This is a genomic window from Klebsiella sp. BIGb0138, from assembly GCF_004342285.1.
Taxonomy (GTDB): Bacteria; Pseudomonadota; Gammaproteobacteria; order Enterobacterales; family Enterobacteriaceae; genus Klebsiella.
Map to the genome: position 1 here is coordinate 377016 of NZ_SMCV01000002.1, position 11528 is coordinate 388543.

12 protein-coding genes are annotated in these 11528 nt (G+C 61.9%); 4 read left to right on the forward strand and 8 right to left on the reverse strand.

The window, feature by feature from the left end:
• Positions 1 to 178 precede the first annotated feature (178 nt).
• The 7 genes from hpxK to hpxU all read right to left on the reverse strand — a co-directional run bounded on the left by hpxK (position 179) and on the right by hpxU (position 6582).
• On the reverse strand, positions 179 to 1441 hold the full coding sequence (gene hpxK, locus EDF73_RS06220) for an allantoate amidohydrolase (protein ID WP_132727186.1): 1263 nt from the start codon (positions 1439 to 1441) through the stop codon (positions 179 to 181).
• The gene (locus tag EDF73_RS06225) at positions 1438 to 2679 is read right to left on the reverse strand and encodes an alanine--glyoxylate aminotransferase family protein (protein ID WP_132727189.1); all 1242 of its coding nucleotides are present in this window, start codon (positions 2677 to 2679) and stop codon (positions 1438 to 1440) included. Before EDF73_RS06225 ends, hpxK begins: the two co-directional genes overlap by 4 nt.
• 15 nt (positions 2680 to 2694) lie before the next feature.
• Positions 2695 to 3432: an amino acid ABC transporter ATP-binding protein gene (locus EDF73_RS06230; protein WP_132727192.1), complete on the reverse strand. Its 738-nt coding sequence runs from the start codon at positions 3430 to 3432 to the stop codon at positions 2695 to 2697.
• Positions 3413 to 4069: an amino acid ABC transporter permease gene (locus EDF73_RS06235; protein ID WP_165905675.1), complete on the reverse strand. Its 657-nt coding sequence runs from the start codon at positions 4067 to 4069 to the stop codon at positions 3413 to 3415. The genes EDF73_RS06230 and EDF73_RS06235 overlap by 20 nt, the downstream gene beginning before the upstream one ends.
• Positions 4069 to 4734 (reverse strand): amino acid ABC transporter permease, encoded by a 666-nt coding sequence (locus tag EDF73_RS06240; protein ID WP_132727195.1) that lies wholly within the window; start codon positions 4732 to 4734, stop codon positions 4069 to 4071. The genes EDF73_RS06235 and EDF73_RS06240 overlap by 1 nt, the downstream gene beginning before the upstream one ends.
• A 9-nt stretch (positions 4735 to 4743) precedes the next feature.
• On the reverse strand, positions 4744 to 5529 hold the full coding sequence (locus tag EDF73_RS06245) for a transporter substrate-binding domain-containing protein (protein WP_132727197.1): 786 nt from the start codon (positions 5527 to 5529) through the stop codon (positions 4744 to 4746).
• A gap of 213 nt (positions 5530 to 5742) precedes the next feature.
• Positions 5743 to 6582, reverse strand: a complete 840-nt coding sequence (gene hpxU, locus EDF73_RS06250; protein ID WP_132727201.1) for a MurR/RpiR family transcriptional regulator HpxU — start codon at positions 6580 to 6582, stop codon at positions 5743 to 5745.
• Positions 6583 to 6935: 353 nt separating this feature from the next.
• On the opposite strand from hpxU, the gene hpxW reads away from it, so the two are divergent.
• The 4 genes from hpxW to hpxZ are packed head-to-tail and all read left to right on the forward strand — an operon-like array spanning position 6936 to position 10494.
• The gene (gene hpxW, locus EDF73_RS06255; protein WP_132727203.1) at positions 6936 to 8519 is read left to right on the forward strand and encodes an oxamate amidohydrolase; all 1584 of its coding nucleotides are present in this window, start codon (positions 6936 to 6938) and stop codon (positions 8517 to 8519) included.
• A gap of 9 nt (positions 8520 to 8528) precedes the next feature.
• Entirely contained in the window at positions 8529 to 8717 is a 189-nt protein-coding gene (hpxX, locus tag EDF73_RS06260) for an oxalurate catabolism protein HpxX (protein WP_132727206.1), read from the forward strand.
• On the forward strand, positions 8714 to 10111 hold the full coding sequence (locus tag EDF73_RS06265) for an AtzE family amidohydrolase (protein ID WP_132727209.1): 1398 nt from the start codon (positions 8714 to 8716) through the stop codon (positions 10109 to 10111). Before hpxX ends, EDF73_RS06265 begins: the two co-directional genes overlap by 4 nt.
• Positions 10108 to 10494 carry an oxalurate catabolism protein HpxZ gene (hpxZ, locus tag EDF73_RS06270; protein ID WP_132727212.1) on the forward strand — a complete coding sequence of 129 codons (387 nt, stop codon included), beginning with the start codon at positions 10108 to 10110 and terminating at the stop codon, positions 10492 to 10494. Before EDF73_RS06265 ends, hpxZ begins: the two co-directional genes overlap by 4 nt.
• Positions 10495 to 10593: 99 nt before the next feature.
• Here the strand turns inward: hpxZ and puuE are convergent, their stop codons facing one another.
• Positions 10594 to 11526, reverse strand: a complete 933-nt coding sequence (gene puuE, locus EDF73_RS06275; protein ID WP_132727215.1) for an allantoinase PuuE — start codon at positions 11524 to 11526, stop codon at positions 10594 to 10596.
• Positions 11527 to 11528 lie beyond the last annotated feature (2 nt).

An 11528-nucleotide genomic window follows, 5' to 3' on the forward strand; every position in this document is an offset into this window, starting at 1 on the left:
TCTGAGGGTTAAATAATAATGCGGAGAAAACTTAACGGCGTCACGGATCGCTGACCACAAGAATAGACTGACCCCGCGGAATAATTCCAACGGGCTCCCCATCCATGGCGACGAAGTCAGTGGCGCGGCTGGCGGCCCCACCATCCCGGCGGGGTTTATCTTGCGCCGCGCCAACGGATTACTCGCTGTCCGCCAGCGTCTGCACCGCCCGGCCGAATGCCGCAATCGCCAGCCCAACATCAGCGGCGGTTACCGACTCCGCCGGATGGTGGCTGACGCCGCCTTTACAGCGCACGAACAGCATACCGACCGGCCAACGTTCGGCGATGGCGATGGCATCATGCCCTGCGCCGCTCGGCAGCGACAGAGACGCTCCCTGCACGTCGCGTACCGCCTGCGTTAACACCGCCTGTAAGGTCGAATCGCAGGCGGTGGCCGCAATGCGGTAGAACTCTTCCGCCCCGAACTGCAGGTGACGACGCGCGGCAATCTCTCGCGCCCCCGCCAGCAGCGAGCTCAGAAGCGTGTCCAGCGGCCGATCGTGCGGGCCGCGAATATCCAGCGTCAGCGCCACTTCGCCAGGGATAACGTTGACCGCCGCGGGCGAACAGCGCAGCGTGCCGACGGTGGCAACCAGGTTGCCGCCCTGCTGGCGGGTGCTCGTTTCAATGAGCATCATCCACTCGGCAGCAGCGGCCAGCGCATCGCGGCGATGGCTCATCGGCACCGTCCCCGCGTGCCCCGCCTCGCCGGTAAAGCGGCAGTTCAGGCGACGCGCGCCGTTGATGGCCTCCACCACGCCCAGCGCCAGCCCTTCCCGCTCAAGGCACGGACCCTGCTCAATGTGCAGCTCCAGATAGGCGGCAATATCCGCTACCGGGCGCGCCGCCAGGCCAATACGGGCCGGGTCGAGCCCGGCGTTAACCATCGCCTGCGCCACGCTGATGCCATCCCCATCGGTCTGCGCCAGCCAGCCCTCCGGCCAGCTTCCCGTCAGGCCGCGGCTGCCGAGCAGCGTAATCCCGAAACGGGTCCCCTCTTCATCGCCGAAACCGACAATTTCAATGGCTTTCGCCAGACGGCGACCCTGGCGATGGAGGTGATGCACCACTTCAATGGCCGTCAGGACGCCGAGCATGCCGTCATATCGCCCGGCGTTGCGCACCGTGTCCAGGTGAGAGCCGAGTAAAATGGCCGCCGCCCCCTCCTGCTGCCCTTCATAGCGCCCGCAAATATTGCCGACGCTATCCTGCCAGACGGTCATGCCCGCCTGCATCATCCAGCGGGCCACCCGCTGATTGGCCTGCAGATGCTGCGGTGAAAGATAGACCCGGGTCAGCCCCTCAGGGGTTTCACTGATCGATGCCAGCTCATCGGCGCGGGCCATTACCCGTGCCGCGGCCTCCGAACTCTCCGCCTGCTGGCGTGCTGGTTGGCTCATAGCGGGCTCTCGCTGCGATAATGGTCCCACGCCGCCTGCATGGCCGCGCCCTGGGTGGTGGTGAACTTCAGATAGTTGAGCACCGACTCCAGCGCGCTGAGCGTGGTCATCACACAATCTTTACGCGCGTTGTAGCCCATGGTGCCGATACGCCACACTTTGCCATGCAGCGGGCCGAAGGAGGTACCGATCTCAATCCCAAAATCTTCCAGCATCAGCTTCCGCACCTGGTCGCCGTTGACCCCCTGCGGAATCACCACCCCCAGCACGTTGTTCATCTTATGTTTCAGGTCGCCGAAGGTTTCCAGCCCCATCGCCTGGATCCCTTTGACCAACGCATCGCCATGCAGCTTATGTCGGGCGATGCCGTTATCCAGCCCTTCCTGCAGAATCAGCCGGGCGCATTCGCGGGCGGCAAACAGCGCGGAAGTGGCTTCGGTATGGTGGTTCAGGCGCTCCGGCCCCCAGTAATCCATCACCATGCCGAGGTCGAAGTAGTTGGAGTAAACCATCTCATCGACGCCATCGAGATGGGCGTCGGTACGAATGCCCTCCTCCACGCATTTGCGGCGGCGAATCACCTCCTCCATGCGCGCGCTGAGGGTAATCGGCGAGGTGCCGGACGGGCCGCCGAGGCATTTCTGCATCCCGGCGGATACCGCATCCAGACCCCACGCGTCGGTCTCCAGGGCGTTGCCGCCCAGCGACGCGGTGGCGTCGGTGTAGAACAGCACGTCGTAACGGCGGCAGATCTCCCCCAGCTCCGCCAGCGGCTGGAGCATGGTGGTCGAGGTATCGCCCTGCACCGTCAGCAGCAGACGCGGGCGCACGCGCCTGATCGCCTCTTCAACCTGGTCGGGGGTGAAGACTTCGCCCCACGGCACCTCAATGGTATGGACCTCCGCCCGGCAGCGGCGGGCGATTTCACATAGCAGATGACCAAAGCGGCCAAATACCGGCACCAGCACTTTGTCGCCGGGGCGAATTGACGAAATCAGGATCGCCTCGATCCCGGCGCGCGAGGTGCCGTCCACCAGCATCGTCCAGCGGTTATCGGTCCGAAACACGCCGCGATAAAGGGCCATCACTTCATTCATATAGTGGGTCATCGCCGGGTCATACTGGCCAATCAGCTGGCTCGACATGGCGCGCAGCACGCGCGGATCGGCGTTAATCGGCCCCGGTCCCATCAGCAGACGCTGCGGCGGATTGATTTGCGAAAATTGAGCGATATCCATCTTAGATTCCTTTGATTAATTCAGGCCGCGCACGGATGAGATAAACTGCTTCAGTTCGTTAGTCTGCGGGTTGGCAAACAGCGTTTTGCTGTCGCCCTGTTCCCAGACCCGCCCCTGATGCATAAACACCACCCGGTCGCCCACTTCACGGGCAAAATTCATTTCATGGGTGACGAGGATCAGCGTCATCCCCTCCGCCGCCAGCTGCTCCAGCACCTTGAGCACTTCGCCCACCAGTTCAGGATCCAGCGCCGAGGTAATCTCGTCACAGAGTAAGACTTTTGGCGACATCGCCAGCGCGCGGGCAATCGCCACCCGCTGCTGCTGGCCGCCGGAGAGGCTGGAGGGATAGTAGTCCAGGCGGTCGCCCAGCCCCACCTTCTCCAGCATGCGCCGGGCGAGATCGCGACATTCCGCGGCGCTTTTTTTCAGCACCCGCCGCGGCGCCAGCATCACATTCTCCAGCGCGGTCATGTGCGGAAACAGATTAAAATTCTGGAACACCATCCCGATGGAGCGGCTGATTTCCCGCGCCTGTGAATCACGATCGGTAATGGTCATTCCGCCCAGCTTAATGCTGCCTTCCTGGTACCCTTCCAGCCCGTTGATGCAGCGCAGCAGCGTACTTTTCCCCGAGCCGCTACGACCGATAATCGAGATGACCTCGCCCATATCGATATCCAGATCGACCCCTTTGAGCACGTGGTTATCCCCGTAGTACTTCTGCATCTGATTAATGGTGATGAGAGGCATTGAATTTATTCTCCAGATAGCGGCTGTAGCGGGACAGCGGGTAGCACAGAATGAAGTAGCCCAGCGCCACCAGCGCAAAGACTTTAAATGGCTGATAGGTCACGTTGGTGAGCATCGTTCCGGCCTTGGTCAGCTCGACAAAGCCGATAATCGAGGCCAGCGCGGTGCCTTTCACCACCTGGACGGCAAAACCGACGGTCGGGGCGATGGCGATGCGCAGCGCCTGCGGCGCCACCACGCGATACAGGGTCTGGGCGAAACTGAGCCCCAGACAGCGCGAGGCTTCCCACTGCCCTTTCGGCAACGCGCGGATGCTGCCGAACCAGATATCGAGTAAAAAGGCGCTGGTGTAGAAGGTCAGCGCCAGCGACGCGGCGGTCCACGGCGAGACGTCAATGCCGAACAGCGCCACGCCGAAGAAGGCGAGAAACAGCTGCATCAGCAGCGGCGTGCCCTGAAACAGCTCGATATAGCCGCGAATCAGGCGCTTAACCTGCCGTCCGCCGGTGAGGCGCAGCAGCAGCAGCGGCAACGTCACCAGCGCGCCGCCGATAAACGCCACCAGCGACAGCAGCACCGTCCAGCGCCCGGCCAGCAGCAGGTTGCGGACGATGTCCCAATCGGTAAAGGTGGTGATCATGCCTGGACCCTCAGCCATTTCCGTCCTGCCGCCATCAGCAGCTGACGCATTGTTATCGAAAGCACTAAATAGATCCCCGTCGTCACCAGATAGACCTCAAAGCTCAGAAACGTCCGCGACTGGATCAGGTTGGCGGCAAAGGTCAGCTCTTCATAAGAAACCTGCGACACCACCGACGACCCCAGCATCACGATAATGCACTGGCTCACCAGCGCCGGGTAAATCCGCTGCAGCGCCGGCGGCAGCACCACCTGAATAAAGGTCTGCGTGCGGCTGAGCCCCAGTACGCGGCCGGCTTCCCACTGGCCTTTTGGCGTCACCTGGATCCCGGCGCGAACGATCTCGGTGCTGTAGGCGCCAAGGTTCACCACCATCGCCAGCAGCGCGGCTTCGCCCGCCGTCATCTTCAGCCCCAGGTTAGGCAGACCGAAGACGATGAAAAACAGCTGAACCACAAACGGCGTATTGCGGATAAGCTCCACGTAGCCGCCCCACAGACGGCTGAACCAGGTGGCGCGCCCGCTACGAATAGCGGCGCCAAAGATGCCGATAGCCAGGCCGCCGACCGTCGCCAGCACCGTCAGCTGAATGGTCACCCACAGCCCCGCCAGCAGCTCCGGCCAGTGCGGCCAAAGCTCAGAAAAATGAAGTTGTTCCGTCATTCGCAGGCCTTATGCGGCAAAGTCTGCGGGCAACGGCGCTTTCAGCCACTGCCGGGACAAATTGTTCAGGGTGCCGTCTTTAATTCCCTGCTCGATCAGCGCATCGACTTTCGTTTTCAGCGCCGGCTCATTTTTCTTCAGGCCGATCACGCACGGCGAATCTTTCAGCATAAAGCTCGGTACCGGCGCTTTAGCCGGGTTTTGCCGGGAAATCGCCGCCACCACCAGGTTACCGGTCGCCACGTACTGCACCTGGCCTGACAGATAAGCCGACAGCGTGGTGTTGTTGTCTTCATAGCGTTTAATCTGCGCCTCTTTCGGCGCAATGCTGGTCAGCACCATATCTTCCACCGCGCCACGGGTGACGCCGACGGTTTTGCCGCCGAGCGCCGCCGCATCTTTCAGCTCTTCCCCTTTCGGGCCGAATACGCCAAGGAAGAACGGCGCATAGGGGCGGCTAAAATCAATGACCTTCTCGCGTTCCGCATTTTTGCCGAGGCTGGAGATCACCAGATCCACTTTATCGGTTTGCAGGTAAGGCACCCGGTTGGCGCTGGTCACCGGCACCAGCTGCAGCTTGAGCTTCATCTGTTTGGCGAGATAACGCGCCATATCGATGTCATAGCCCTGCGGCTGGAGATCGGTCCCCACCGAACCGAACGGCGGGAAATCCTGCGGAACCGCAATGCGAATCACGCCGCGCTTTTCGATATCCTGCAGCTGGTCGGCTTTCGCCGCTGTGATTTGCGTGAACAGACAAGCGGCCCCGGCCAGTGCGATCAGCAGTTTTTTCATGATGTTTACCCGTTACGTTAGTATGAAACAAAAGATTCTTTAAATAAACTTCTGCAACTAATGTGCCAGATACAAAAAATGAGAGGGGGGCGTTGAAAAGCGTGAGAAAAAAGAGAAGAAACAAGATATAGCGAAAAAAAGTGAGAAAATGGCGGTCATTTCCCCACTATTTTATTGCACCAAAACAATGCAAAGCACCAGCCTGAGGCCCCATTATCGCTGCTCAAGTTCATCCAGCTGCTGATAGAGGGTGGCGATTTCGTGAATCCGCGGGCGACCTTTATCGAGAATTTCATGCAGGAACGCATTCGCCAGCAGGTTAATTAAACTGTTAACCGCGCCGTAGCTGTCATAGGCCGAAACGCTATCCAGCGGCGCGCAAAGTTGCCAGCGCGCCAGCGGAAACAGGCTGTAGGCCTGCGGCTCGCACATCAACAGCACCGGAATGCCGTGCAGCTGCAGCTGTTGCAGCAGCGGGCGAATAATGCGCGGACGGCGGCGAAACGCCATCACCACCACCAGATCGTCCGGCGAAAGATCCACCAGCTCTTCGCTTAAACTCTGTCCCGGCTGCGGCAGAACCAGCACCTGGCCGCGCGCCTGCAGCAGCTGCTGACGCAGGTGCAGCGCCGCAGGATAGGCGTTACGCATCCCGATAATGACGATACGCCGGGCCTTGACCATGCCGCTAATCGCCTCGGCAAACTGCTGCGCGTCAAGCGCGTTGACCCACTGCGTCAGGTTCGCCATTTCCTGTTTATAATGGCGCGCCAGCAGCGTGTTACCCTGCACCGCGTCGCGGTGATCGGTGAGCGGCATCCCGCTCTGGCGTAAGGTGCGCAGTTCGTCGCGCATATCCTTATACTTTTCATACCCCAGCCGCTTAAACAGACGGCTCACCGTGGCTTTGGATACCCCGCTCAGCTGCGCCAGCTCCGCGCTGTTATAGCTAATCAGGTCGTCAAAGTGATCGAAAATAAAATCCGCCACCCGCTGTTCCTGAGGCGACAATGACGCATATTGCCCTTTCAGGCGTTCATCAAGTTGTTCCATAAAGCCTCTGTAACTTTTGTTTCATCAAACGATCCCCTCAATACCTCGGCTTACAGGGTAAAACGGTTAACCGTTTTGAACAGCGCGCGCTGGCCCCGCAGGGGTGAGGCCAAAGGTCGAATCACGCGGCGATGCGGGAATCCCCGGCAGCTTGCTCCCGTAAGTGACGGGGGGAGAGCGAGGAAAACCAACACCCATGCAACCTGTCGTATGCCGGGTATAGACATGTAAGCCCTTTCACAATGCATGCCAGTTTAAGAAAAAAGGCCGCTGCCTGGATAGCTGAAACTTTACTTTCAAAGTGGAACAGCTTTTGCAAACCTCATTGCACGATTGGATCATGAGGACAACCCATGCAGAGTAATGTATCCGCCCACGGGATGGCTGTCGCCCCCCATCATCTGGCAAGCCAAAGCGCGCTTGCCGTACTGCGCGAAGGCGGAAGCGCAATCGAGGCGATGGTGGCCGCCGCGGCGACTATCGCCGTGGTCTACCCGCATATGAATGGCCTGGGCGGCGATGGTTTCTGGCTGATTGTGCCGCCGGAAGGCGAGCCCATCGCCATAGATGCCAGCGGCGCGGCGGGTTCTCTGGCGACGCCGGAGGCCTATGCCGGACTGGCGCATATTCCGCACCGCGGCCCGCAGGCGGCGCTGACCGTCGCCGGTACCGTCAGCGGCTGGGATGAGGCCCTGAAAGTATCGCACTCGCTGACCGGGAAAGCGCTGCCGCTGGGCCGCCTGCTGGAAGATGCGATCGGCTATGCGGCCGATGGCGCGCCGGTAACCGCGTCTCAGTCCAGCGCCACCGCCAGTAAATTCGCCGAACTCCACGACCTGCCGGGCTTCGCGGAGACCTTCCTGGTCAACGGCCAGCCGCCGGAAACCGGCAGCCGTTTTTATCAGCCGGCGCTGGCCGCCACGCTGACGCGGCTGGTCGAAGAGGGTCTCGATAGCTTTTATCGCGGTCCGCTGGCGGAGCGACTGGCTGAAGGGATGGCAACATATGGGCTCCCCATCACCCTCGATGACCTGCAGCGGCATCACGCCCGCCGCCCTGCGCCGCTGAAACTTGCGCATCAGCACGGGGAGCTGTGGAACCTGGCACCGCCGACGCAGGGGCTGGTCTCGCTGGCGATCCTCGGTATTACCGATCGGCTGGCAATGGATCAAGCCGATGACGCGCAGACCGTGCATCGGATCGTCGAGGCCACCAAGCTGGCCTTTGCCCTGCGCGACGCCCATATCACCGACCCGCAACATCTTGCTGTCGATATGCAGAGCCTGCTGGATCCGCAGGCGCTGCAGCAGATGGCCGCGCAGGTCGATGACCAGCGCGCCGCCCCGTGGGGAGCGGGGAAAGGCCCCGGCGATACCGTGTGGATGGGGGTGATGGATAGCAGCGGGCTGGCGGTTTCCTTTATTCAAAGTCTCTATCATGAGTTCGGCAGCGGCGTCGTGCTGCCGGATAGCGGGATTGTCTGGCAAAACCGCGGGGCGTCGTTCAGCCTCGACCCCGCCCACCTGCTGGCGCTGGCCCCCGGTAAACAGCCGTTCCATACCCTCAATCCCGCCGCCGCCCGCCTCCGCGATGGCCGGGTGATGGTGTATGGTTCGATGGGCGGCGACGGGCAACCGCAAACCCAGGCGGCCATCTTCACCCGCTATGTCCTGCAGGGCGTTCCGCTGCAGGAGAGTATTTCCCGGCCGCGCTGGCTGCTAGGTCGCACCTGGGGGCAAACCTCAGACTCGCTGAAGCTGGAGGGGCGCTTTACGCCGCAGAGCATCGCCCGCCTGCGGGAGCTGGGTCATGACGTCGAGATCCTGCCCGATTTCAGCGAAGCCATGGGCCACGCCGGCGCCATCGTCCGCCACCCCAACGGCCTGTTTGAAGGGGCCGCCGATCCACGCAGTAACGGCGCAGCCGCCGGATATTAGGAGTTAACCATGAAGACCACGATCCCCGACTGGAATACCTACCTGGCGCAAATGGAACAGATCCTCGCGCTGGAGCTGGACGACGCCCGCCGCGGCGAACTGCAGCTGCAGTTCAGCCGCATTGCCGCGATGGCCGAACCGCTGATGGCCTACCCGCTCGATCAGCGCCTGGAGATTGCCGGAGTGTACAAAGCATGAAGCTCAATGAGATGACTATCGCCGATATTCAGCGCGCGCTGGCCGACGGCGAGCTGAGCGCCAGGGAGATGGCCCGCAGTACCCTGGACGATATTGCGCGGGTTAACCCCCAGCTCAACGCCTGGACCCAGATCACCGAACGGCGGATGCTCGCCGAAGCCGATCATATTGACGCCCTGCGCCGGGCAAAGCAGCCGCTGCCCGCGCTGGCGGGGATCGCCTATGCGGTAAAAAACCTGTTTGATGTCGCCGGTGAAACGACTCTCGCCGGTGCCCGGCTATTCAGTGCCCAGCCGCCTGCCGCCGTGGACGGCTGGGCGGTCCGCCAGATCCACGCCGCGGGCGGCCTGCTCTCCGGAATGCTGAATATGGACGCCTACGCCTACGGGTTTACCACGGAAAACAGCCACTACGGCGCCACGCATAATCCGCACGATCTGCAACGCATCGCCGGCGGCTCATCCGGCGGTTCGGCGGCGGCGGTTGCCGCCGGGCTGGTTCACTTCTCGCTGGGTAGCGACACTAACGGCTCGATCCGCGTTCCAGCCTCGTTGTGCGGGATCTTTGGCCTGAAACCGACGTTTGGCCGTCTGTCGCGCGCCGGTAGCCACCCGTTCGTCGCCAGCCTCGACCATATTGGCCCGTTTGCCCGTCACGTCGACGATCTGGCAACGGTATACGATATCCTGCAGGGGCGCGATCCTGACGATGATTTTCAGGCCGATCGCGCCGTTGCCCCCACCAGCCACCTGCTGGAGCGCGGTGCGGAAGGGCTGCGCTGCGGGGTGCTCGGCGGCTATTTTACCCACTGGTGCGATGACGATGCGCGTGCCGCGGTGGCTCGCGTCGCCCAGGCCCTCGATGCCCGGGAAGAGCATCTGTTCCCCGAAGCCGAACTGGCGCGTTCGGCGGCGTTTATTATCAGCGCCTCCGAAGGGGGCAACCAGTACCTGCCGGCGCTGCGGCGCGAACCGGAGCGCTTTGAACCGAATTCGCGGGAACGTCTGCTGGCCGGAGCGATGATCCCCTCCGCCTGGTACCTGCAGGCGCAGCGTTTTCGCCGCCATGCCCGCCAGGCGGCAAGAACCCTATTTGCCCACGCCGATGTGCTGATCGCCCCGGCAACGCCGTGCAGCGCCACCGTCATCGGTGAGCACACCATGGAAATCAACGGCCAGGCGTTGCCGATTCGCGCCAGCATGGGCATGCTCACCCAGCCGATCTCTTTTTTAGGGCTGCCGGTAGTTACGGTGCCGCTACGCACCGCTGCGGGACGGCCTATTGGGGTGCAGCTGATTGCCGCGCCGTTTAATGAACAGGCCTGCCTGCGCGCGGCGCGTGTCCTGGAAGCAATGGGCATCAGCGATGCCCGACCTGCGGAGAGAGCAGCATGATGAATCAGGATAATATTAACCGGCCGCTGGTGCTGGCCGAAGTCACGGCGGCCTTTTATCGCTATGAAGAGGCTCTGATCAGCAACAACATTGAAGTGCTGGATGAGCTGTTCTGGCACGATAAGCGCACGGTGCGCCTGGGCGCCGGGGAGAACCTCTACGGGATCGATGAAATTCGCGCCTTTCGCGCCGCTCGCCCGGCGGCGGGGCTACAGCGCGAATTACGCCATACGGTGATCACCACCTTTGGCGAGGATTATGCGGTGTGCAGCACCGAGTTTACCCGCGCAGGCAGCGATCGCATCGGCCGCCAGCAACAAACCTGGGTCCGTTTTCCGTTTGGCTGGCGCATTGTCGCCGCGCAGGTCAGTTTGCTGAGCTAACCCCGCGCCTCGCCCGGCTGACGCTGCGCATAGCCGGGCTACCGCACAATCCGCCGACCCGGTTTCCCGAGTCAGCCGCTGGCGCCGGGGAAACCGACACTAAGGCCGGTATGGATGCACCTGCCGCCAGTGATCGGCGATCTGCTGACGGGTGCAGACCCACACCCGTTCATGCTCCTGCACATAATCCAGAAAACGCTGCAACGCCCGGAAGCGCCCCGGGCGGCCTAACAGCCGGCAATGCATGCCGATCGACATCATCTTCGGCGCCTGCTCCCCCTCGGCGTACAGCACATCAAAGCTGTCTTTCAGATAGGTGTAAAACTGCTCGGCGGTGTTGAAGCCCTGGGCGGTGGCGAAACGCATGTCGTTGGCGTCGAGGGTATAGGGGACGATCAGATGCGGCTTGCGCGAACCGTCGCCGCACTGCACCTCGGTCCAGAAGGGTAAATCATCGCCATAGTAGTCGCTGTCGTAATCGAAACCGCCGTGCTCAACCACCAGCTGACGGGTATTGGGGCTATCCCGCCCGGTGTACCAGCCGGTTGGCGGCTTGCCGAACAGGTCGGTTAAGACGTGCACCGCCTTGTGCAGATGCTCGCGCTCCATGTCGATATCCATATGCTGATAGTGGATCCAACGCCAGCCGTGGCTGACCACGTCGTAGTCGGCGGCTTTAATCGCCGCCACGATTTCCGGGTGACGCGCCAGCGCCATCCCGACGCCAAACACGGTCAACGGCAGCCCGCGCGCGCGGAACGCCTGATGGATGCGCCAGAATCCGGCGCGACTGCCGTATTCATATAACGAGTCCATCGACATATGGCGATCGGGATAGCTGGCCGCGCCGATAATATCGGAGAGAAACTGTTCGGATCCCGCATCGCCGTGCAGGACATGGTTTTCCGCCCCCTCTTCGTAATTGAGTACGAACTGCACGGCGATGCGCGCCTGGTTCGGCCACTGCGCGTGCGGCGGCTGACCGGCGTATCCTCGCAGGTCGCGAGGGTAATTCTGTTCTGCTGACGTCATCT

What these genes read in the sequence shown, in the direction of transcription:
- EDF73_RS06225 (WP_132727189.1), bottom strand. Translation starts at nt 2,679, where the DNA reads ATGGATATCGCTCAATTTTCGCAAATCAATCCGCCGCAGCGTCTGCTG.
- hpxU (WP_132727201.1), bottom strand. Translation starts at nt 6,582, where the DNA reads ATGGAACAACTTGATGAACGCCTGAAAGGGCAATATGCGTCATTGTCG.
- EDF73_RS06265 (WP_132727209.1), top strand. Translation starts at nt 8,714, where the DNA reads ATGAAGCTCAATGAGATGACTATCGCCGATATTCAGCGCGCGCTGGCC.
- hpxW (WP_132727203.1), top strand. Translation starts at nt 6,936, where the DNA reads ATGCAGAGTAATGTATCCGCCCACGGGATGGCTGTCGCCCCCCATCAT.
- hpxX (WP_132727206.1), top strand. Translation starts at nt 8,529, where the DNA reads ATGAAGACCACGATCCCCGACTGGAATACCTACCTGGCGCAAATGGAA.
- EDF73_RS06240 (WP_132727195.1), bottom strand. Translation starts at nt 4,734, where the DNA reads ATGACGGAACAACTTCATTTTTCTGAGCTTTGGCCGCACTGGCCGGAG.
- hpxK (WP_132727186.1), bottom strand. Translation starts at nt 1,441, where the DNA reads ATGAGCCAACCAGCACGCCAGCAGGCGGAGAGTTCGGAGGCCGCGGCA.
- hpxZ (WP_132727212.1), top strand. Translation starts at nt 10,108, where the DNA reads ATGATGAATCAGGATAATATTAACCGGCCGCTGGTGCTGGCCGAAGTC.
- EDF73_RS06230 (WP_132727192.1), bottom strand. Translation starts at nt 3,432, where the DNA reads ATGCCTCTCATCACCATTAATCAGATGCAGAAGTACTACGGGGATAAC.
- puuE (WP_132727215.1), bottom strand. Translation starts at nt 11,526, where the DNA reads ATGACGTCAGCAGAACAGAATTACCCTCGCGACCTGCGAGGATACGCC.
- EDF73_RS06245 (WP_132727197.1), bottom strand. Translation starts at nt 5,529, where the DNA reads ATGAAAAAACTGCTGATCGCACTGGCCGGGGCCGCTTGTCTGTTCACG.